20 protein-coding genes and 1 tRNA gene are annotated in these 21,790 nt (G+C 58.8%); 17 read left to right on the plus strand and 4 right to left on the minus strand.

Annotated features, from left to right (window positions below; genetic code table 11):
* Window positions 1-30: 30 nt before the first annotated feature.
* The 3 genes from groL to dnaK all read right to left on the minus strand — a co-directional run bounded on the left by groL (window position 31) and on the right by dnaK (window position 4,076).
* Window positions 31-1,674, minus strand: a complete 1,644-nt coding sequence (gene groL, locus ACRRQW_RS00525) for a chaperonin GroEL (protein WP_438479177.1) — start codon at window positions 1,672-1,674, stop codon at window positions 31-33.
* A 47-nt stretch (window positions 1,675-1,721) separates the two neighbouring features.
* A complete protein-coding gene (locus ACRRQW_RS00530) occupies window positions 1,722-2,018 on the minus strand; it encodes a co-chaperone GroES (protein ID WP_438479179.1) in 297 nt (98 codons plus the stop codon).
* A 105-nt stretch (window positions 2,019-2,123) separates the two neighbouring features.
* Entirely contained in the window at window positions 2,124-4,076 is a 1,953-nt protein-coding gene (gene dnaK / locus ACRRQW_RS00535; RefSeq protein WP_438479181.1) for a molecular chaperone DnaK, read from the minus strand.
* Window positions 4,077-4,288: 212 nt separating this feature from the next.
* On the opposite strand from dnaK, the gene ACRRQW_RS00540 reads away from it, so the two are divergent.
* Window positions 4,289-4,969, plus strand: a complete 681-nt coding sequence (locus ACRRQW_RS00540) for an LON peptidase substrate-binding domain-containing protein (protein ID WP_438479184.1) — start codon at window positions 4,289-4,291, stop codon at window positions 4,967-4,969.
* A gap of 61 nt (window positions 4,970-5,030) precedes the next feature.
* Here ACRRQW_RS00540 and ACRRQW_RS00545 read toward each other — a convergent pair.
* Window positions 5,031-5,106, minus strand: a tRNA-Thr gene (locus ACRRQW_RS00545).
* 342 nt (window positions 5,107-5,448) lie between these two features.
* Here ACRRQW_RS00545 and ACRRQW_RS00550 point away from each other — a divergent pair.
* The 16 genes from ACRRQW_RS00550 (at window position 5,449) to ACRRQW_RS00625 (ending at window position 21,703) form a co-directional block, all read left to right on the plus strand.
* Window positions 5,449-7,068 carry a DUF11 domain-containing protein gene (locus tag ACRRQW_RS00550; protein ID WP_438479186.1) on the plus strand — a complete coding sequence of 540 codons (1,620 nt, stop codon included), beginning with the start codon at window positions 5,449-5,451 and terminating at the stop codon, window positions 7,066-7,068.
* A 99-nt stretch (window positions 7,069-7,167) separates the two neighbouring features.
* Window positions 7,168-7,917, plus strand: coding sequence for a TorF family putative porin (locus tag ACRRQW_RS00555; protein WP_438479188.1), 750 nt, complete (start codon window positions 7,168-7,170; stop codon window positions 7,915-7,917).
* 189 nt (window positions 7,918-8,106) lie between these two features.
* Complete coding sequence (gene queA, locus ACRRQW_RS00560; RefSeq protein ID WP_438479190.1) at window positions 8,107-9,186, plus strand: tRNA preQ1(34) S-adenosylmethionine ribosyltransferase-isomerase QueA; 1,080 nt, start codon at window positions 8,107-8,109, stop codon at window positions 9,184-9,186.
* A gap of 59 nt (window positions 9,187-9,245) precedes the next feature.
* The gene (locus ACRRQW_RS00565) at window positions 9,246-9,533 is read left to right on the plus strand and encodes a hypothetical protein (protein WP_438479192.1); all 288 of its coding nucleotides are present in this window, start codon (window positions 9,246-9,248) and stop codon (window positions 9,531-9,533) included.
* Between the two features lie 7 nt (window positions 9,534-9,540).
* Window positions 9,541-10,164: a YceI family protein gene (locus ACRRQW_RS00570; RefSeq protein WP_438479194.1), complete on the plus strand. Its 624-nt coding sequence runs from the start codon at window positions 9,541-9,543 to the stop codon at window positions 10,162-10,164.
* 86 nt (window positions 10,165-10,250) lie between these two features.
* Window positions 10,251-10,613, plus strand: coding sequence for a tetratricopeptide repeat protein (locus ACRRQW_RS00575; protein WP_438479195.1), 363 nt, complete (start codon window positions 10,251-10,253; stop codon window positions 10,611-10,613).
* 89 nt (window positions 10,614-10,702) lie between these two features.
* Window positions 10,703-11,680 carry an acetyl-CoA carboxylase carboxyltransferase subunit alpha gene (locus tag ACRRQW_RS00580; RefSeq protein WP_438479196.1) on the plus strand — a complete coding sequence of 326 codons (978 nt, stop codon included), beginning with the start codon at window positions 10,703-10,705 and terminating at the stop codon, window positions 11,678-11,680.
* 115 nt (window positions 11,681-11,795) lie between these two features.
* Complete coding sequence (locus ACRRQW_RS00585) at window positions 11,796-12,956, plus strand: SGNH/GDSL hydrolase family protein (protein ID WP_438479197.1); 1,161 nt, start codon at window positions 11,796-11,798, stop codon at window positions 12,954-12,956.
* Window positions 12,957-13,291: 335 nt separating this feature from the next.
* Entirely contained in the window at window positions 13,292-14,515 is a 1,224-nt protein-coding gene (locus tag ACRRQW_RS00590) for an MFS transporter (RefSeq protein ID WP_438479199.1), read from the plus strand.
* Between the two features lie 15 nt (window positions 14,516-14,530).
* A complete protein-coding gene (locus ACRRQW_RS00595; RefSeq protein ID WP_438479201.1) occupies window positions 14,531-15,409 on the plus strand; it encodes a hydroxypyruvate isomerase family protein in 879 nt (292 codons plus the stop codon).
* Window positions 15,410-15,449: 40 nt separating this feature from the next.
* Window positions 15,450-17,141 (plus strand): GMC oxidoreductase, encoded by a 1,692-nt coding sequence (locus tag ACRRQW_RS00600; protein ID WP_438479203.1) that lies wholly within the window; start codon window positions 15,450-15,452, stop codon window positions 17,139-17,141.
* A 12-nt stretch (window positions 17,142-17,153) separates the two neighbouring features.
* Window positions 17,154-17,756, plus strand: coding sequence for a gluconate 2-dehydrogenase subunit 3 family protein (locus tag ACRRQW_RS00605; RefSeq protein WP_438479205.1), 603 nt, complete (start codon window positions 17,154-17,156; stop codon window positions 17,754-17,756).
* Window positions 17,757-17,772: 16 nt separating this feature from the next.
* Window positions 17,773-18,582 carry a sugar phosphate isomerase/epimerase family protein gene (locus ACRRQW_RS00610; protein ID WP_438479207.1) on the plus strand — a complete coding sequence of 270 codons (810 nt, stop codon included), beginning with the start codon at window positions 17,773-17,775 and terminating at the stop codon, window positions 18,580-18,582.
* A 12-nt stretch (window positions 18,583-18,594) separates the two neighbouring features.
* Window positions 18,595-20,397: a GMC oxidoreductase gene (locus tag ACRRQW_RS00615; protein ID WP_438479209.1), complete on the plus strand. Its 1,803-nt coding sequence runs from the start codon at window positions 18,595-18,597 to the stop codon at window positions 20,395-20,397.
* Window positions 20,398-20,405: 8 nt separating this feature from the next.
* Complete coding sequence (locus tag ACRRQW_RS00620; RefSeq protein WP_438479211.1) at window positions 20,406-21,038, plus strand: gluconate 2-dehydrogenase subunit 3 family protein; 633 nt, start codon at window positions 20,406-20,408, stop codon at window positions 21,036-21,038.
* 23 nt (window positions 21,039-21,061) lie between these two features.
* Entirely contained in the window at window positions 21,062-21,703 is a 642-nt protein-coding gene (locus ACRRQW_RS00625) for a 3-keto-disaccharide hydrolase (RefSeq protein ID WP_438479213.1), read from the plus strand.
* The last annotated feature ends 87 nt before the right edge of the window (window positions 21,704-21,790 follow it).

Below are 21,790 nucleotides of genomic sequence, written 5' to 3' on the forward strand. Positions count from 1 at the left end.
CGTCGTAGCTCCGAAGAGCGTAGACGGAACTTAGTAGTCCATGCCGCCCATGCCGCCGCCGTGGCCGCCGCCGCCTGCCGGGGCATCCTTCTTGTCCGGGGCATCGGTGATGATGCACTCGGTCGTGAGGAGGAGGCCGGCGATAGACGCCGCGTTTTGCAACGCGATGCGGGTCACCTTGGTCGGATCGACGACGCCAGCCTTCACGAGGTCTTCGTAAGTGCCAGTGGCGACGTTGTAACCATTGTTACCCTTGCTGGAGAGCACCGTTTGCACAACGACCGCGCCTTCGAGGCCGGCGTTGAACACGAGTTGCTTGAGCGGGGCTTCGATGGCGCGACGGATGATTTGCGCGCCGAGCTTTTCGTCGCCTTCGAGCGCCGCGATGGAAGCGTCAACAGCTTTGGCGGTGCGCAAGAGCGCGACGCCGCCGCCGGAAACGATACCCTCTTCAACGGCCGCACGGGTCGCATGGAGAGCATCTTCAACGCGCTGTTTCTTTTCCTTCATCTCGGATTCGGTGGTGGCACCGACGTTGATGACGGCCACGCCGCCAGCCAACTTCGCGAGACGCTCCTGGAGCTTCTCCTTGTCGTAGTCGCTGGTGGTTTCGTCGATCTGACGACGGATCTGCTTCACGCGGCCTTGGATGTCCGTGGACTTGCCGGCGCCACCGATGATGGTGGTGTTCTCTTTATCAACTTTGATGCTCTTCGCTTTGCCGAGGTCGGCGAGCGTGAGGTTCTCAAGTTTGAGGCCGAGATCTTCCGTGATGCACTTGCCGCCCGTGAGGACTGCAATGTCTTCGAGCATGGCTTTGCGGCGATCGCCGAAGCCAGGAGCCTTGACGGCGCACACGTTGATCGTGCCGCGAATCTTGTTAACGACGAGGGCCGCGAGGGCTTCGCCTTCAACTTCTTCAGCGATCACGAGGAGCTGCTTGCCGGTCTTGGCGACCGATTGGAGCAGCGGGAGGAACTCTTGAAGGTTCGCGATCTTCTTCTCGTGGATGAGCACGTAAGCGTCTTCGAGGACGGCTTCTTGAGCTTCCATGTTCGTCGCGAAATACGGCGAGAGGTAGCCCTTGTCGAACTGCATGCCTTCAACGACGTCGAGCGTCGTCTCGATGGACTTCGCTTCTTCGACGGTGATGGTGCCGTCTTTGCCGACCTTGTCCATGGCGTCAGCGATGATCTCGCCGATCGTGCCATCCCAGTTTGCGGAGACGGTGGCGACTTGGCGGATTTCTTCGCGGTCGTTGACCTTCTTGGAAACCTTAGCGAGCTCGGCGACAGCGGCTTCAACGGCCTTGTCGATACCGCGCTTCAAATAGATCGGGTTGGCACCGGCGGTGACGTGCTTGAGGCCTTCTTTGTAGACGGCTTCAGCGAGCACGGTCGCGGTGGTGGTGCCGTCGCCGGCAGCGTCGTTCGTCTTGGAAGCGACTTCCTTCACGAGTTGGGCGCCGATGTTTTCGTAAGGATCGGAAAGTTCGATTTCCTTCGCAACGGTCACGCCGTCCTTGGTGACGGTGGGCGATCCGAATTTTTTGTCGATGACGACATTACGGCCTTTCGGTCCGAGGGTGACCTTGACGGCTTTGGAGAGAAGCTCGACGCCGCGAAGAATCTTCTGGCGGGCTGCTTCATCGAACAGGAGTTGTTTGGCTGCCATAGTAGTAAGTAATTAAATTAAGATTAGGAGATAAGCGGAACGGCCAATTAGCCGATGACGCCGAGGATGTCGTCTTCGCGAACGAGCGTGTATTTAGCGTCGTCGATTTTGACTTCGGTGCCGCCGTATTTGCTGATGAGAACCTTGTCGCCGACTTTCACTTCGAAAGCGGAAACTTTGCCGTTCTCGTCACGCTTGCCGGTGCCGAGGGCGATGACTTTCGCCTCCTGCGGTTTTTCTTTCGCAGAATCCGGGATGATGATGCCACCGCGGACTTGTTCTTTTTCTTCGATGTGCTGCACCAGCACGCGATCACCGATAGGTTTGATGTTTACTTTAGCCATATTGATTTGGATTCGGGGTTAAAAGTTTTGGTTAATTGAGAGTTGGTGAGAATAGAAAGCGAACCCGCCATTGCACGAGGGCAATCGCGGGTTCGCGGTTAAAAATTACTTCTTTTCGTCGTCGACGATTTCGACATCGGCATCAACCACTTTGCCTTCGGCCTTCTTGGAGGAAGGTTTCGGTTCAGGAGTCGGGCCGGCGTCTTTTTCCGGGGTCGCTTCGCCGGTCGGAGCCCCGCCCGGGGTCGCGCCGGCGGCCTGCGCCTGCTGATAAAGTTCAGCGCCGATCTTCGTGAGGTTTTCCAACGAAGCTTTCATCTTCGCCGGATCGTTGCTCTCGAGATCTTTTTTAGCGTCGGCAATCGCGGTCTCAAATTTCGTCTTCACATCGGCAGGGATTTTGTCGCCCGCGTCCTTGAGGGTTTTTTCGAGTTGGTAGATCGTCGTGTCCAATTGGTTCTTGGCTTCGACGGCTTCCTTGCGCTTCGCGTCTTCCGCGGCGTTGAGTTCAGCTTCCTTGGTCATCTTCTCGACCTCTTCCTTCGAGAGACCGGACGAACCTTGAATGGTGATCTTTTGCTCTTTGCCCGTGCCCGTGTCCTTGGCGGACACGTTAAGGATACCGTTGGCGTCGATGTCGAAGGTGACTTCGATTTGCGGCGTGCCGCGCGGAGCCGGCGGAATGCCGTCGAGCTTGAACGTGCCGAGGTTCTTGTTGTCGCGTGCCATCGGGCGTTCGCCCTGAAGGACGACGATTTCAACACCCGGTTGGTTGTCGCTGTAAGTGGAGAACACCTGTGATTTCTTCGACGGAATCGTCGTATTGCGCGGGATCATCGCCGTGGAAACGTCGCCAGCCGTCATGATGCCGAGCGTCAGCGGAGTGACGTCGAGCAACAGAACGTCGCGGACATCGCCCTTCAAAACGCCACCCTGAATCGCGGCGCCGATGGCGACGACTTCGTCAGGATTCACACCTTGGTGAGGCGTCTTGCCGCCGAGCGAACGAGCGATCTCAACAACTTTTGGCATGCGGGTCATGCCGCCGACGAGCACGAGCTCATCGATCTTGTCGGAGGAAACGCCGGAGTCCTTAAGACAGTTTTTGAACGGCTGAATGCAGCGCTCGAAAAGGCTGTCGCAGATTTGCTCCATCTTCGCGCGGGTTAGCTGAAGATTTAAATGTTTCGGGCCAGACGCATCCGCCGTGATGAACGGCAGGTTGATGTCGTAAGTCGTGGACGAAGAGAGTGCGATTTTCGCCTTCTCGGCTTCTTCCTTCAAGCGTTGGAGCGCCATCGGATCCTTGCGGAGATCGATGCCGTTTTCCTTTTTAAAGGAGTCAACGAGCCAGCCGATGATCGCATCGTCCCAGTTGTCGCCGCCGAGGTGCGTATCACCGTTCGTGGCTTTGACTTCGAAGACGCCATCGCCGATTTCGAGGACCGACACGTCGAACGTGCCGCCACCCAAATCGAACACTGCGATTTTTTCGTCTTTCTTCTTATCAAGACCGTAAGCGAGCGAGGCCGCCGTCGGTTCGTTGATGATGCGGAGCACTTCGAGACCGGCGATCTTGCCGGCGTCTTTCGTGGCCTGACGCTGGGCGTCATTAAAATAAGCGGGGACCGTGATGACAGCCTGCGCGATTTTTTCACCGAGGTAGGCCTCAGCGTCGGCCTTCAATTTGCCGAGGACGAACGCCGCGATTTGCTGCGGCGCGAACGTCTCAGTTTTGTCGCCGGCTTTCACTTCGATGTAAGCATCGCCGTTTTTGCCTTCGACCACTTTAAAGGGGAAATTCTTCGCCTCTTCGCGCACCTCGGTGAACTTGCGACCGATGAGGCGCTTGGCGGAGAAAATCGTGTTTTGGGGATTGGTCACGGCCTGACGCTTGGCAGCCTGGCCCACGATGCGTTCGCCCGTCTTGGTGAAAGCCACCACGGACGGCGTCGTGCGGGCGCCTTCAGCGTTTGGAATGACCACTGGCTCGCCACCTTCCATAATGGACATACAGGAATTGGTCGTGCCTAAGTCGATGCCTAGAATTTTACTCATATGTCCTCCGTTCTAGCAATGCCCGTGCCCCGTAACCGATTCGTTCTTTTATCCTTACTCTTCAACATGTTAATTGATTTACCACGCCATCACTTCACCCACAAAGTCGTGAATTCAGGGCCACGATGGCACACCTGATGCAGCACTGCTGTCACACTGTGCCATCAATGTGTCAGTTGATATTCTAACCCAACGACCTACTCTCACCCACCATGGAGACGCTTCACGTGCCTGCGACGGTTCCGGTGATGACTTTGCCTGACACGGTTTTCTTCCCGCAGGCGCTCCTTCCGCTCCACATCTTTGAGCCACGTTATCAGCAGATGTTAACTGACGTGCTTGCAACCGATCGACTGTTTGCCGTCGCGCGACTCGACCACGCCCGCCAGCAGACCTCCCAAGAAACCGAACCGCTCCACCCTTTTGCGTCGGTCGGGATCGTCCGCGCCTGTCAGGAAGGCGAAAACGGCACCTCCAATCTCCTGCTTCAGGGAATCTGCCGCGTCGAAATCAAACACATCGTCAGCGAACATCCCTACCGCACCATCGCCGTCCAACCGCTCGCGACGATCGCCGGCACTCATTACGCCGAGCTTGAAGGCCTACGCGGCGAAGTGATGCGCCTCCTCAACGTCCGCCGCCGTCTCGGCACGCCTTCGCCCAAAGGCATGACGCAGTTTCTCGAAAGCATCGAAGACATCGACACCTTTACCGACATCGCCGTGTTCAATCTCTGCGAGAACAGCGCGCTGAAACAGATTCTCCTGGAAACGCTCGAGACGCGTCGCCGCTTACAGCTTTTCGCGACCTCGCTAAAAAACGAAATCGAGACTCAGCGCCTGCGTCGGAAATTACAGGGCCATCTCTCCGACGATCACATCGCGGATAATTGAGCGAAAACTTTCGAATCCGACAAAGCAAAGCCCGGCTTCCTTGCGAAAACCGGGCTAAAACTGGAGCCGCTTGTCGGATTTGAACCGACGACCTACTCATTACGAATGAGTCGCTCTACCAACTGAGCTAAAGCGGCAAAAGAGGAGCGGCATTCGGCGCATTTGCCTGTAGTGAGGCAAGCCCTTTTTCAAAATCTGTTTGGGCACGCCAACGTTACTGACCTCAGCTTGCCCCATCCGGACCTTGACGCCCAAAGCCGCAAACGCCCGCGGTAGTCTGAGGCCAACACCCTAAGGCGATTGCCTGAACGTAGGCACGGTAAACCCTTAATCAGGAACAGGGCAACAACTGCCACGGTCTCGCGACACGCAACACCCACATCAGGTGTTTCATAAAACACCGCCGCAGGTCGATTTCCCATGAGATCGGAAGACGCAGTTTTAAGAAACGCCTCCAACCACGTAATTAAAAATACCATATGAATATGTTCACTAAGCGCACAATGGCCGCCCTGGCGCTTTCTACTACGGTAGCATTATCCGCGCTCTTCGCGCAGTCCAACCAACGGACCACGCCTGCATCGCAGTCGTATCCCTCCTACCCGCCCTCTGCGCCGCAGTCGCAGCGTCAGCAATTGGCGACGCCGCCTGAAACTTTGCCTGCCCGCGAAGCGCGTAGCACGACGACCACTGTCCGCAGTGAACCGGCAACGGTCGTCTCCGAGCCGCAACGTCCCGTGATCACCAGCGGTGCCATCGGTTCCCGTTTTGATTCCAATCTCTACACGGTCGAGAAAACCCTCCTCTCTTCCGCGCAAGTCGGCGAAAACTACCAATATCGCCTCCGCGTCACCGCGCTGGAAAACATCACCAAAATCCACGTCGTCGAGCACCTTCCCGAAGGCCTTGATTTCGTCGGTGCAAATCCCGACAGCCGCCTCGCGGGCCGCGATCTGACGTGGAAATATCCGTCGCTCGCGAAAGGCGAATACCTCGATCACATCATTACGGTTAAGCCGACGCGCGAAGGAAATTTCCTCACGAGTTCCATGGTGTGCGTCGACCCGATCGTCGTGCTTCCGCTCTTTGCGGGCTCGCCTCGTCTCGAGATCGCCAAGACCGGCCCGGCTTCGGCCGAGCTCGGCAGCCCGACTGCTTTCACCATCACCGTGCGCAATGCCGGCACCGCGCCCGCGCGTGATGTCGTCGTTACCGACATGTTGCCCTCTGGCTTGAGCCACGCTTCGGGTGAACGCCAGGTCGTCACTCCGGTCGGCACGCTCGCTCCGGGCGAATCGAAGGTCATTAATATCCCGCTCACCGCCAATTCTCGCGGCACGCACACCAACACCGCCCGCGCCACTGCCCTTAACCTCCAGCCGGTTGATAGCAGCACGACGGTTTCCGTGGTCCAATCCAAGATTGGCGTCACCAAGACCGGCCCGGCTTCCGAATACGTCTTCAAGAACGCCACGTATCGCATCAACGTCACCAACGAAGGCGACACGACGCTCACCAATGTCGACGTGATCGACGAACTCCCGCGCGGCACCTCGGTGGTTTCTGGCGGTGACGCTCGCAGCGGCCGCGTCGCTTGGAACATCCCGACCCTCGCTCCGGGTCAAAGCGTCGGCTACGACATCACGCTCACCACGAGCACCCCGGGCTCGACGACCAACGCTGTCACTGCCCGCGCCAGCAACGGTGTCTCCGCCGTCGCCAAAGCCACCACGATGTGGGAAGGCGCGCCGGGTGTCTTGACCGAACTCGTCGACACGAAGGATCCGATCAAGGTCGGCGAATCCACCGTCTACGAAATCAAGATCACCAACCAAGGCACGTTGAAGCCGGTGAACGCCCAGCTGAAGCTCACGCTTTCCGCCAACCTCCGCGCCACGAGCGCCACGGGTGACGCGCAAGGCACGATCGAAGGCCAGGTCGTCACCTTCCCTGAAGTGATCATCCCGCCGCGCGGCTCCATCAAGCTCCGCGTGCCGGCTGAAGCGCTCACTCCGGGCATCGGCAAGGCCAGCCTCGAGTTCATGAGTTCGTTCCTCACGGAGCCGCTCATCAAGCAAGAGTCCACGTTCGTTTACTAAGTTAAACGTTCCCCTCTCAAACCGGCGGCTGCTTCGGCACCGCCGGTTTTTTGGGCAACTGACCTAAATTTTTCAGACCGAAAACCAAAACCTAAGAACATGATCAAATCACGTATTCTCCCTCTGCTGCTGGCCTGCACGCTCACGGCACCATTCATCGCCCAAGCCCAACTCACGGGCAGCGTCGAAGTTGGCGCCAACAGCCGCTACGATTTCCGCGGCATCAAACGCGAGAACTCCAATGTCGAAGCCAGCCTCCGCCTAAACCACGGAAATTTCTACGGCAATCTCTGGACGATGCACCCCTCCGACAGCCACAGCTTGCGCGAATACAACGTCGCTGCCGGCTACCAATCCGACCTCGAAACCCAATGGGCAGGGCGCACGATTTCCTACGATGTCGGTGCCATCTTCTACGATTATCCCGATCCTTCACGCACGCCGTTCCGCCTGCGCGACACCTTCGAAGTTTACGCCGGCGTGCATGCACCGCTCGCGCAAAACCTCGCCGGCTCCGTGTATGTTTACTACGACTTCCGCCTCGAAGCGGTCACCACTGAGGGCGCGCTCGGTTATGGCATTCCCTTCGGCGAACTGCCGCTCTCGCTCAACTTGAGCGGGTTCCTCGGCTACACCGACGCGAAAAATTTCCAAGCCTACGGCGGTTATCGTGGTGCCGATAGTTACACCTACTACGGCTTTAGCGCAGAGGTGCCTTGGCGCCTCGAACGCGTCACAATTACCGGCGGCGCACAATACGGCGACAGCATCGGTTTGCGCGGCGGCAAACGCGCCTTCGACACCACCGACGCGCTGTGGTGGTTCGCAAAAGTCGGCTATAAGTTCTAAGCAATCCAGCTTTGCTCGTTGCACCGCGCAGGCCTCACGGCCTGCGCTTTTTCTTTGGTTGATTGTGCCGCTGGTAGGGCTGGACCTCCGGGCGGGCCAGCGGCTTATAGAGGCGGGGCCATCCGCCTCCACTTCTGCTTCGAAGGTTGCGAGCTTGCTCGCAACGCCGTGCCTAATTTCACTGAGTCCGTGTCGTCCCTCGCCACCGACCTTTTTGATTACCCGTTGCCCGAGCACCTGATCGCGCAAACCCCCACGGAAAAACGCGACGCGTCGCGCCTGCTCGTCGTGCATCGCGCCACGCGCACCCTCGAACACCGTCAGTTCACCGATCTCCCCGACTACTTGCGCGCCGGCGATTGTCTTTTCCGCAACAATGCCGCCGTCATTCCTGCCCGGCTGCACGCGCATCGTCCCACAGGCGGCCAAGTTGAGTGCCTGCTCCTTCGCCCTGCCCTCGACGCGAACCAATGGTGGTGCCTCGTGCGCCCCGGCAAAAAACTCCCCGTCGACGCGACGTTCGGTTTGTCCGGGATTTTTAACGCGACCGTCCGCGAAAAAACCGAAGACGGCCTCGTGCGCGTCGCGTTCGAAGTCGCCGACGGCGACATTCTTTCTGTCGCCAATCGCATCGGCGAAATGCCGTTGCCACCCTACATCACCGGTCGCGAACAAGATGCCGCGCGCGCCGTCGACCGCGAGCGCTACCAAACCGTTTACGCCGACCGTGCGCATCAAGTCGCCTCCGCGGCCCCGACCGCCGGCCTGCATTTCACCGACGAGCTTTTCGCCAAAATAAAATCACGCGACGTCACGACCGCGGATCTCACACTCCATGTCGGCCTCGGCACCTTTCGGCCCATCGCGACCGACACAATCGAAGCGCACGCGATTCACCGCGAAGTTTACGAAATTCCCGTCGCCACGCAGCGCGCGCTTTTCACGACGCAAGCGCCCGCTCGTCGCATCGCCATCGGCACGACTTCCGTGCGCACGATCGAGGATTTTTTGTCACGCCACGACACTCCGCTCGAGCGCGATTTTCTCGGCGAAGCCGGCATCTTCATCTACCCGCCGCGTCCCTTTTGCGGCATTGATGCGCTCGTGACAAATTTTCACCAGCCACGCTCCACGCTGCTCTGCCTCGTGTCGGCATTGCTCACCCCCGGCTCCACTGACGGCATTGCCTGGCTTAAGGAAATTTACGCCGAAGCCGTCGCACGCGAATACCGGTTTTTCAGTTACGGCGACGCGATGTTGATCGTGTGAGGAAATAATTAGTTGCACATGCAATCAAATTGGCCAGCCTGAGCAATCTCGTCACTTTTATGGCCGCTTCCACTGGTTCTCGTCCCTCTCCCGTTCGCAAATTTCTTCGCATCCTCGCCGCGCTGGTCGCAATCGGCATCGTCGGCTTCTGGTTCGCGAAAGACGGCCGCACCGGCTGGAGCCAGGATCGCGTCCCTGTTAACCAAAAAGACGAAATCACCGGCATCGATTATGTGACCTACGAGGAACGTTTCGTGCCGGGCATCGATACTCTCGGCGCTGGACTCGGAGTCGCCGCCGCTTTGTTCGTGCTCTCCTTTTTCTTCCGTTCTAAGCATCCAAACTAAATCCATCATGAATAAACGCATCATCACCTCCGTCCTCGCTCTCGCTGCCGCCGCGTCGCTCGTCGCCGCCCCGACTTCCTTCGATTTCAAGGATCCTAAAGGCGTCAACGCCGTCCAGTTCCACCTCGACTCCGTGCTCGAGCCCATCGCCGGCTCCGCCGCAGGCGTCTCCGGGATTGTTCAGTTCGACCCCGCCAGCCCCGCCAGCACGAGCGGCAAGATCGTCGTGGACGCCAAGTCGCTGACCGTTGCCAACAAAATGATGGGCGAACACATCCAAGGAGGCCAATGGCTCGACACCGCGGCCAACCCGGAAATCACCTTCGAACTCACGAAGCTCGCCAACGTGAAAACCACCGGTAACGAGACCACCGCCACCGCCACGGGCAAATTCACCCTCAAAGGCGTGACAAAAGAAATCAGTGTCCCGGTGAAAATCACCTACCTCGCGGGCGCTCTCGAAAAACGCACCAAGGTCGGCAATAAAGGTGACCTTCTCGTCGTCCGCGGCGAATTCACGATCAAACGTGGCGACTATGGCATCCAGCCCGGTCAAAACGAAGACAAGGTGAATTCTGAAATCAAACTCACGCTCGCGCTCGTCGGCACCGCGCCGGCGGCGAAAGCCTAAGCGTCGATAATCCAGTTCAATTTAATCAGGCCGGCTGCGAAGCCGGCCTTTTCTTTTGGCCGCGTCGCGTTTACGTTGCGCGTTCCGTGACAGCTGAAGAACTCCAAACCCTGATCGAAGACGCCACGTTTGACTATACGATGGGCGATGCCGACGCCGCCCTCGCGAAACTCGCCCGCGCGACTGACGCCGCGCCGCACTCCTTCGAAGCGTGGCACGCGCTCGCGGAAATCAACTTCTCGCTTCGCCGTTTTGACGCCGCCCTCGTCGCCGCCCAAGCCGCGCACGCGATCCGCACCGACGACCTGTTTATCAACACGACCCTTTCGCGCATCTGGATGGAAAAAGGCGATAAACCGATGGCCGAAAAATTCGGCGCGCAGGCCAAAATCCTCAGCTGGAAAGACCAATTGAGGAATCCCGACGCCGCAAAAGGCGGCGTTACGTAAGCGGAACCCTATTTTAGCCGAAAGAAAGCCCGACGGGGGCGAAATTCCGCTAATTGACAGCGACTCCCCCGCTTCCCTAACCTTGCCGGATGGATAGACCCGCTTACCTGCTTGAGTTTGAGAAGCCGCTTCGCGAACTCGAAAAACAGCTCGACGCTCTTCACCAGCAATCGCTGGAAAACAACATCGATATGTCCAAAGAGCTCGCGACGATCGAAACCAAAATCGACAGCACCAAGCGCGACATCTACACCAACCTCACGCCATGGCAGCGCGTGCAAGTCGCTCGTCACCCCAAGCGCCCCTACGCGCTCGATTACGTGAACGCGCTCTGCGTGGATTTCCAGGAGTTGCATGGCGACCGTCAGTTTAATGACGACCGCGCCCTCGTCGGTGGCACGGCGTTTTTCGAAGGCCAGCCGATCATGATCATCGCGCAGCAGAAAGGCCGGGACACCCGCGAAAACATTCTCCGCAACTTCGGCATGCCGCAGCCCGAGGGTTACCGCAAAGCCCTCCGCCTGATGAAACTCGCCGAGAAATTTAATCTCCCGGTCATCACCTTCATCGACACGCCCGGAGCGTATCCCGGCGTGGAATCCGAAGCCCGCCACGTTTCTGAAGCCATCGCGGTCAACCTCCGCGAGATGGCGATGCTCAAGGTTCCTTCCGTTGCGATCATCGTCGGCGAAGGCGGCTCCGGCGGCGCGCTCGGCATCGGTGTCACGGATCGCGTGCTCATTTTCGAAAACGCTTACTACTCGGTCATCTCGCCGGAGGGCTGCGCGGCGATTCTCTGGAAAGACCGCGTGCATGCGCCCAAAGCCGCCGCCGCGCTCAAACTCAATGCCGCGAACCTCAAGGAACTCAAAGTCGTCGACGATGTGATTCCCGAACCTTTGGGCGGCGCCCACAACGACCCGTCCGCCGCCGCCGCCGCCTTGAAAAAAGTGCTCGTGCGTCACTTGAAGAACCTCACCGGTAAAAAGACCGATGAGTTGCTCGACGAGCGTTACGAACGTTACCGCGCCCTCGGCGAATACACCGAAGCAGCTTCGGCGAAGTAAGATCAGCTCGAAGGTGGAGACCGAGCTCCGGTGCGGGCTTTTAAAATTCGCACATCCTGAAAACCTGCCCGGAGGTTAGATTTCAACTCGTTCTGATACCCCATTTTCCAACCCCATGAAAACCTGCTCCCTCCTCCTCGCGCTGGTGCTTGGCGCTTCGCTCCACGCTCAAACCGCTGCTCCCGCCACCCCGCCGGATAGCACACGCCTCGACCCAACTCTCGCCGGCAACGCCGCCAGCAAACCCACCGAAGCGCTCGCGTGGCACGATGTCACTCAATGGGGCGTGGAAGGCCGCGCGTGGCCGGAGCAGACCCGCCTTCGCTGGTTCGACCGCTTGCCCGCGTCCGCGGAAAAAACGGTCACGACCAACGTCTGGAATCTCAGCCGTGACTCCGCCGGCATGATGGTGCGTTTCGAGACCGATGCGCCTTCGATTCACATCCACTACAAATTGCTGAAGGCCCGTTTGAATTCCACCAACATGTCGCCCATGGGTGGCAGCGGCGTCGATCTCTACGCGCGCGACAGCCGCGGCAAATGGCGTTGGGTGCAGGCCTCGAAGCCCGACTCGCAGGACATGCGCGTGGAACTCATCAAAGGCCTCGCCCCCGGCTCGCGCGAATATGCGCTTTACCTGCCGCTCTACAACGGAGTGGAACTGCTCGAAATCGGCGTGCCGACCAAAGCCGCGTTCAAACCGCTCGCACCGCGCACCGCCAAGCCGATCGTGTTTTACGGCACTTCGATTACGCACGGTGCTTCGGCTTCGCGCGCTGGCATGGTGCACACCGCGATCATCGGACGCCGCCTCGACCATCCAGTCGTCAATTTAGGTTTCTCCGGCAACGGTCGCATGGATGCCGCCGTGGGCGATTTTCTCACGCAAATCGACGCTGCCGTCTTCGTCATCGACTGCCTGCCCAACATGAATCCCGCGCAGGTCACCGAGAAATGCATCCCGCTCGTGAAACAGCTCCGCGCCAAACGTCCCGACACGCCGATCGTGCTCGTCGAAGATCGCCGCTACACGAACGACTGGATCACGCCGGAAAAACATAAATTCCACACGGACAATCACGCCGCCCTCAAAGCCGCTTATGACGCATTGCGGAAAGAAGGCGTGAAAAAATTATTCTACATCGCTGGCGACAACCTGCTCGGTGACGACGCCGAAGGCGCGACCGACGCTTCGCACCCAAACGACCTCGGTTTCCTGCGCCAAGCCGACGTCATGCAGCCGATCATCGAGAAAGCATTGCGCGCTTCGAAGTAGATTCTCGTTCTCGCCCGGTTGAGTCGGGCCGCGCGCCAAAACGGTCCGTCACGCCCTTCCTCTTAACGCATCAGAAAAGCGCTGTTGATCGTCATCCTGCTCGCGCGAGCAGGTCAGCAGGTCCGGCTTTGCCCTGTGCGTTTCGAACGCAGTGAAGAAGGCTTCCCTGCGTTCAGAATGGCATCACTTTCTTTATCACCCGAATTCCCCTCACCCGAAAGGGGGGGCGTAGCTATTTTTGCTAGCGCTCTTCACTTAAACCGTGAAGATGTCGGCTTCCCCCACGCACGGTTTTAATTCCGAACCTGCGCAAAGATTCAACCATTACCTCGAATATGAATCCGTCCCGTCTGTTTACGGCGAGCTGCGTCGCCCTGATTGTCACCGCCATGAGTTTTGCTCTCCGCGCCGAAGCAACCGGCGAATGGATCAAAGAGTTTAACTTGAACAACGAGCAAGTCGGCTGGGTCAGCGGCACCGCGTTTTGGGGGTTTACGCTCGCGATGATGTTTGGCGGCCCGTTGGTCGACTCGTTGGGATTCAAACGAATCCTCGGCATCGCTTTTGTGGGACATGCCGCGGGCATCTTGCTGACGATTTTTGCGTGGGATTTCTGGAGCTTGTTTGCTGGCACCCTCCTCTTCGGTATAGCCAACGGCTCCGTCGAGGCGGCGTGCAATCCGCTCGTGGCCACCCTTTATCCGAATAACCAGACGACTAAGCTGAACCACTTTCACGTGTGGTTTCCGGGCGGCATCGTCATCGGCGGTCTGTTGGCGTTCGCGTTCGGCAAACTCGGGTTTGGCTGGAAGGCGCAGTTCGCCACGATGCTGCTACCGCTGGTCGCTTACGGTTTTCTTTTCATTGGCCAGCAAGTGCCGCGCACTCAACGTGCGGAGCGCGGCGAAAGCGCCGGCTCGATGTTTACCGCCTGTCTTGCGCCGGGCTTCATTCTCATGGTCGTTTGCATGCTGCTGACCGCGGCGACCGAACTCGGCTCCGGTAATTGGATTCCCAACATTCTTTCGCATGCAGGTGTTTCCGGCATTCTTGTGCTTGTCTGGATCACCGGCCTGATGGCGGTCGGGCGGATGTTCGCCGGCCCGTTCGTGCACAAACTTTCGCCTCCGGGCATGCTCGTGATGAGCGCGATTCTTTCCACCATTGGTCTTTACACGATGAGTCATTCCACCGGCCCGATGCTCTTCGTGGCGGCGACGATTTTTGCCTTCGGCGTCTGTTTCTTTTGGCCGACGATGGTCGGTTATGTCGCGGAGAATTACCCGAAGACTGGCGCGCTTGGCATGGCGATTATCGGTGGCGCCGGCATGCTCAGCGTCAGCTTCGTGCTTCCGATCATTGGCAAGTGGTATGATGCCGGCATTGTCGCGCGCACTCCGGCGGGCGCCGCGCCTACCGGTGACACGCTCGCGGCCATTCAAGCCGCGGCGGGCCTCGAGGCGCTTGGCAAGGTCGCGATTTTGCCCGCCATTCTCGTGGTCGTATTTGCTCTGTTGCTGGTCTTCCGCCGCAAGTCTTCCGCGCACGCCGCGCACTAATTTCCAGCTTCTTTTATGAAGTCCCAATTCACCCGCCGCGAAGCCCTCCAAACTCTCGCCGGTGGGCTGGCACTGGCCGCCCTGCCCGGCGTGAGTTCCGGCCAAACGCCTCAAGCCTCTATGCCCACTCTCTCTTCCAGCGGCTTCCGTCACTCGGTGTGCAAATGGTGTTACAAAGACATCCCTCTCGCTGACCTCGCTGACGTCGCGAAAGACATCGGCCTGTCGTCCATCGAACTCCTCAACCCCGACGAGTGGGCCGTCGTGCAAGCGCGTGGCCTCACGTGCGCGATCGCCAACGGCACTACGACAATCGTCAAAGGCATGAACCGCCTCGAGCATCACGACGCCTACGTCGAGTCGATGATTGCGCGCATCAATCAGTGCGCCGACGCCAGCATCCCCGCCGTAATTCTTTTCTCCGGTAATCGCGACGGCATGTCCGATGAGCAAGGGCTCGAAAATTGCGCCATCGGTTTAAAGCGAATCGTCGGCCACGCCGAGAAGCGCGGCGTGAACGTGATCATGGAACTCCTCAACTCGAAGGTGAATCACAAGGACTACATGTGCGATCGCACGCCGTGGGGCGTGGAACTCGTCAAGCGCGTGGGCTCGGAACGCTTCAAACTGCTTTATGACATCTATCACATGCAGATCATGGAAGGCGACGTCATCCGCACGATTCAGGAAAGCCACGCTTACATCGGCCACTATCACACCGGCGGAAATCCCGGCCGAGCTGAAATCGACGAGACGCAGGAGCTTTATTATCCGGCGATCATGCGCGCGATCAAAGCCACCGGCTACACCGGTTTCGTCGGCCAGGAATTTGTCCCCAAGAAAAAACCCGCTCTCGATTCACTGCGCGCTGCGGTGAAATTGTGCAGCGTGTAACCCTTCCCTCCTCCAGTTCTAAATTCCGAGAGAACTCCCCATGGTAACTTCCAATTCTTCGCACTACGACGCGATTGTCGTCGGTTCCGGTATCAGCGGCGGTTGGGCCGCCAAAGAGCTCACTGAAAAAGGCCTCAAAGTTCTCCTGCTCGAACGCGGCAGGAATATCGAACACATCAAGGATTACGTTAACGCGCTGAAAGGCCCGTGGGAAATTCCTCACCGCGGCAAGGATACCGTCGCCGACAAAGCCGCGCACCCGGTGCAGCGTCGCGATTATATCCTCAGCGAATCCAATCGCGACTACTGGTGCGACGAAAAGGATCATCCTTACACCGAGAAAAAACCGTTCGATTGGTTTCGTGGTTACCACGTCGGCGGTCGCTCGCTCATGTGGGGACGCCAAAGTTATCGTTTCAGCGACCTCGACTTCGAAGCCAACGCCAAGGAAGGCGTCGCGGTCGATTGGCCGATTCGTTACGCGGACCTCGCGCCGTGGTATGACCATGTCGAGCGTTTCGCCGGCATCAGCGGTTCGAAAGAAAACCTGCCGCAACTCCCCGACGGCCAATTCCAGCGGCCGATGGATTTGAACTGCGTCGAGAAACACGTCGCCGCTCGCATCCGCACCGCCTTCAACGACGAGCGTCGCCTCATCATCGGCCGCGTCGCCAACATGACGGAGCCGAAAGAAAACCGCGCCAGCTGCCAATACCGCAGCAAGTGCGCGCTCGGCTGTCCGTTCGGTGCTTATTTCAGCACCCAGTCCTCCACACTGCCCGCCGCCGTCGCGACGGGCAATCTCACGCTGCGCCCGTTCTCCATCGTTAAAGAAATCATTTACGACAAAAACACGAAGCGAGCGCGCGGCGTCGAAATCATCGATGCCGAAACGAGGGAAATTCACCAATACACCGCGAAAATCATTTTCGTCTGCGCCTCGGCGTTGAATTCGGCGTGGTTGCTGATGAACTCCGCCACCGATATCTGGGCGGGCGGCCTCGGCAGCAGCAGCGGCGAACTCGGCCACAACATCATGGATCACCATTTCCGCATCGGCGCCGGCGGCGAAGTGGAAGGTTTCGAAGACCGTGTAATTTATGGGCGGCGCGCCAACGGTTTTTATATCCCGCGTTTCCGCAATGTCCGCACCGGCGAAAAACGCGATTATCTCCGTGGGTTCGGTTATCAAGGAGGCGCTGGCCGTGGCAGCTGGTCGCGGCAAGTGGCCGAACTCGGCGTCGGCGTTGAACTCAAAGAAGAGCTGATGGAACCGGGCCAGTGGAGCATCGGCATGACGGGTTTCGGAGAAATTTTGCCTTACCACGACAACCAGATGACGCTCGATCACTCGACCAAAGATTCGTGGGGCCTCCCCGCCATCGCGCTGGATTGTTCGATTCGCGAAAACGAACAGAAGATGCGCATCGACATGGCCAATGACGCCGCAGAAATGCTCGAAGCCTCCGGCGTGAAAAAAGTCCGCAAGACCGATAGCGGCTACACCTTCGGTCGCGGGATTCACGAAATGGGCTCCGCTCGCATGGGCCGCGACCCGAAGACCTCCGTGCTCAACGCCCATAATCAAGTGTGGGATGCGCCCAATGTCTTCGTCACCGATGGCGCCTGCATGACTTCCGGTGCGTGCGTGAATCCCTCCCTCACCTATATGGCGCTCACGGCGCGCGCGGCAGATTTCGCCGTGGCCGAACTCAAGCGCGGCAACCTCTAACTCTTTCCGTCCATGAACATGACTCGACGCGAAGCGGTGATCAGAATGGCACTCATGATGGGCGCCTCCGTGGTCGGACCGCGACTGTTAGCCAAAACCTTCGGCTCCGAAAAAGAATCCGCCGCACTCTTTTCGCCGGCCAACATCGCCCTGCTGGATGAGATCGGCGAAACGATTATTCCCGCGACCAAAATTCCCGGCGCCAAAGCCGTCGGCATCGGAGCCTTCATCGCAATGATGGTCACCGATTGCTACGTCTCGCGCGATCAGGAGGGCTTCAAGGCCGGTCTCGCGCAGCTTGCGGCGGACTACGAAAAACGTTTCAGCGAAAAATTCATTTCCGGCAAACCGGAGAACCGCACGACGTTCCTCAACGAACTCGACCGCGAGCAGCGCAAATACACCTCTACCAATAAGCGCGTCACCGAAAGTTACGAAACCGGCGCCGTGCCCGACCGGCCTCCCGCGCATTATTTTCGCATGATGCGCGAGTTGACGATCCTCGGCTATTTCTCGTCTGAAATCGGCTCCACGCAGGCCCTGCGTTATCTCGAGGTGCCCGGTCGCTACGATGGCGACGTGCCCTATAAAAAGGGCGACGAGTGGTTCATTTAATCGCCACGAAATTCCCATGAAACGATTCTCTCTTTTTCTCGGACTGTGCGCGCTGGCGTTATCGCTCACCGCCCGCGCTCAACCCGAGTTCGGCCTCCAAACTTGGACGTGTCGTAATATGAATTTCGAGCAGGTGCTCGATTTTGCGACCAGGCACGGCATCAAGAAAATCGAATTCATCGCCGCGCACCTTGATCCGCTCGCGTCGAAGGAAGAAAGCCTCCGCAAAAAAGCGATTCTCGATGCGCGCGGACTCACGGCTTACTCCTTCGGTGTCGCCGCCACGAGTCTCGACCAGGATGCCAATCGCAAGCTCTTCGAATTCGCGAAACTGATGGGCATGAAACTCATCATCGTTGAACCAAAAAATCTCACGATCTGGGACAACCTCGAAGCGCTCGTCAAAGAATACGACATCAAGCTCGCCATCCACAACCATGGCACCGGCACGGGTTACGGCGACCCCGCAACGATTCGCAAAATCCTCGCCGAACGCGACGCCCGCATCGGCGTGTGTCTCGATGTCGGTTGGATCACCGCGGCGGGTTTTGACGCCGCGGAGACTTTTCGCAGCTACGGTGACCGCGTCTACGACATGCATTTCAAGGACAAGAAAATCGAAAAATCCGCCGACGGTAAGCTCGTGCCCATGGACACCGAAATCGGCCAGGGCGCGGCCAACTACGCTGCGCTGTTCGCAGCCATCAAAGAAAAGAAGTGGTCAGGCGTGATGGCCCTCGAGACCGACAGCAAAGCGTTCGCCGAGGATCCCAATCGCCTCGCCGCCGAAGCCAAAAAGTTTTTCGATAAAAACCGCGATCTGTAAATTTCTGCTCCCATGCCGCTCATCACCGCCGACCAGCTCAAAGAAAAATATGATGTGATCGTCGTCGGTTCGGGGGCCGGTGGTGGCCAGACCGCCTACACCCTCACCCTCGAAGGGCTGAAAGTCCTCATGCTCGAGGCCGGCCGCAATTACGTGCCGGAAACGGAGACGCCGATGTTCGAAACCCCGGAGCAAGCGCCTCTGCGCGGCGCTGGCACGCCGGAAAAACCATTTGGTTTCTACGACTCGACGATCGACGGCGGCTGGCAGGTTCCCGGCGAGCCCTACACGCAGGCCTCGACCGATAAAGAGCGCGAGTTTTGGTGGTGGCGCGCGCGCATGCTGGGCGGTCGCACAAATCACTGGGGGCGTTACTCGTTTCGTAACGGCCCTTACGATTTCAAACCCCGCTCGCGCGACGGTCTCGGTTTCGACTGGCCCATCGGTTACGAGGATGTCGCCCCATATTACGACAAAGTCGAAATGCTCATCGGAGTTTACGGCGACAATGACGGCTTGGAAAACACGCCTGACTCCTCGCCCGGCGTATTATTGCCCCCGCCAAAATTTCGCGTCGGCGATCTGCTCACCCAAAAACACGGGCGCACCCTCGGCATCCCCATTATCGCGGCCCACCGCGCGGTGCTGACGCAGCGACTCGATTACGAAAACCTGCCGGCGAAACTTCACCCCGGCAACGCCTTCGCCCAACGCCTCGTGCGCGAATCCATGGAGCGGCGTGCAGCCTGTTTCTGGGCCACCAACTGCGGGCGCGGCTGCGCGATCCGCGCCACGTATCAATCCACGACGGTGCACCTGCCCCCGGCGATGGAGAGCGGCAACCTCGATTTGTTGCCCAATGCCATGGTGTCGGAGGTCACGATCGGCGAAGACGGTCTCGCCAAGGGCGTGATGTTTGTCGATCGCACGACAGGCAAATCCCACCACGCCGCCGCCCGCGTCGTCGTGCTCGCCGCGAGCGCGTGCGAAACCGTGCGCGTATTACTCAACTCCCAGTCCACGCAGTTCCCGCAAGGTCTCGCTAACTCCAGCGGCCTCGTCGGCAAATACCTCATGGACACGGTCGGCGCGAATTTATCCGGCCAGATTCCCGCGCTCGAAAATCTCCCGCCGCACAACGAGGACGGTGCCGGGGGCGCGCACGCTTACGCCCCGTGGTGGCTCTATCAGGAACAGCACGCCGGTAAACTTGGCTTTGCCCGCGGTTATCACATCGAGTTCGGCGCGCAGCGCGGCATGCCCGGCCCGGGCACCTTCAATGGCTTGGAATGGGTCACCGGCGGCAGCTACGGTCGGAAATTCAAGGAAGACGCGCGTCGTTACTACGGATCGTTTATCGGCTTCTCCGGACGCGGAGAGATGATTCCCAACGAAAATTCCTTCTGCGAAATCGATCCCACCGTGAAAGACAAATGGGGTATTCCCGTGCTGCGTTTCCACTGGTTGTGGTCGGAACACGAAACCCGGCAGGCGGCGCACATGGAGCAGACCTTTGCCGATCTGATCTCCGCGATGGGCGGACGCGTGCGACAAAAACCTGAAAAAAACGGAGCCAAAGCGATCAAGCCCGGCGGTTTCATTATTCACGAAGTCGGTGGCGCCATCATGGGCGATGATCGCGCAAAGTCCGTGACCAATCAGTGGTCGCAAACGTGGGACGTTAAAAATCTTTTCCTGACCGACGGCGCACCCTTCCCCAGCAACGCCGATAAAAATCCTACGCTCACCATCATGGCCCTCGCCTGGCGCAGCGCCGACTACATCGTCTCCGAACTGCGGAAACAAAACCTCTAAGCGCGCCCATGACACCGCTTCGCCGCATCGATCGCCGCACCGCTCTGAAATGGATGCTCACCGCCGCCGCCTCGGCTGCGTTGGCTCCGCAACTTCTGCGCGGCGCCAAATCCGCGCCCCGCACCATCGGCACCGACCCCGATCTCCACGCCATCTCCAAGCCCGGCGAACTCTGGCCACTCACGCTCACCGAAGAGCAACGCCTCACCGCTGCCGCGCTGTGCGATACGATCATCCCCGCCGATGAACGCTCCTCGTCCGCCTCGGCACTCGGCGTGGTGGACTTCATCGACGAATGGATTAGCGCGCCCTACCCGGCTCATGTCGAAGATCGGGAACTCGTGTTGACCATGCTCGGTTGGGTCGAAACCGAAGCGTCGAAACGTTTCTCTAAAAAATTCCCCGAACTCACCGAAGAGCAGAAACACGCCCTCTGCGATGACGTGTGCTTCGCCCGCACCGCGAAGCCCGAGCTTAAGCAAATCGCGCGGGCATTCGCGCAATACCGCGACCTGACCGCCGGCGGTTTTTACACGACTCCGCAAGGCCGCGACGACGTCGGGTATGTCGGTAACGTGCCGCTGGCCACCTTCGACGGCCCGCCGCCCGAAGTGCTCCGCAAAGCCGGCCTCATTTCCTGACCGTTGATTTCACCCTATTTATCATGAAAAAAATTCTGTCCGGACTTCTCGCCCTCGCTTTCGCGGCTGCCTTGAGCGCCGCAGAAAATAAAGTTTCCACCGCCGGCTGGGTGTCACTCTTCGACGGCAAATCACTCGACGGCTGGAAAGCCAACGAGTCACCACAAACGTTCGCCGTCGTGGACGGTGTCCTCGTCGTAAATGGCCCGCGTTCGCACCTCTTCTACGTTGGGCCGGTGGCCAATCATGATTTCAAAAATTTCGAACTCTCGCTCGAAGTCATGACTTTCCCCAAGGCTAACTCCGGAGTCTATCTCCACACGGAGTGGCAGGACAAAGGCTGGCCCGCCAAAGGCTACGAAATCCAGGTTAACAACACGCAAAAAGATCCCAAGCGCACCGCCGGCGTTTACGGCATCAAAGATACCCTCGAAGCTCCCGCCGCCGACAACACTTGGTTCACGCTCGTGATCCGCGTGGAAGGCAAACGCATCGTCACCAGCGTCGACGGAAAAGTGATCAGCGACTTTACCGAGCCCGACACTTGGGTTCCGCCACCACAATTCGCCGGCCGCAGTCTCTCCCACGGCACTTTCGCCCTCCAAGGCCACGACCCAGAAAGCAAAGTCCATTACCGGAATATCAAAGTGCGCGTGCTGCCGTAAGCTCGCCGCACAGTTAACGAAGAGGTGTTAAGTGTGCCGTAACCGAATTTGCTCCATTCCTCAGTTGCTTCCGCCAAGCCTAAGCTA

The sequence above is a fragment of the Oleiharenicola lentus genome (assembly GCF_051660365.1).
Taxonomy (GTDB): domain Bacteria; phylum Verrucomicrobiota; class Verrucomicrobiia; order Opitutales; family Opitutaceae; genus Lacunisphaera; species Lacunisphaera lenta_A.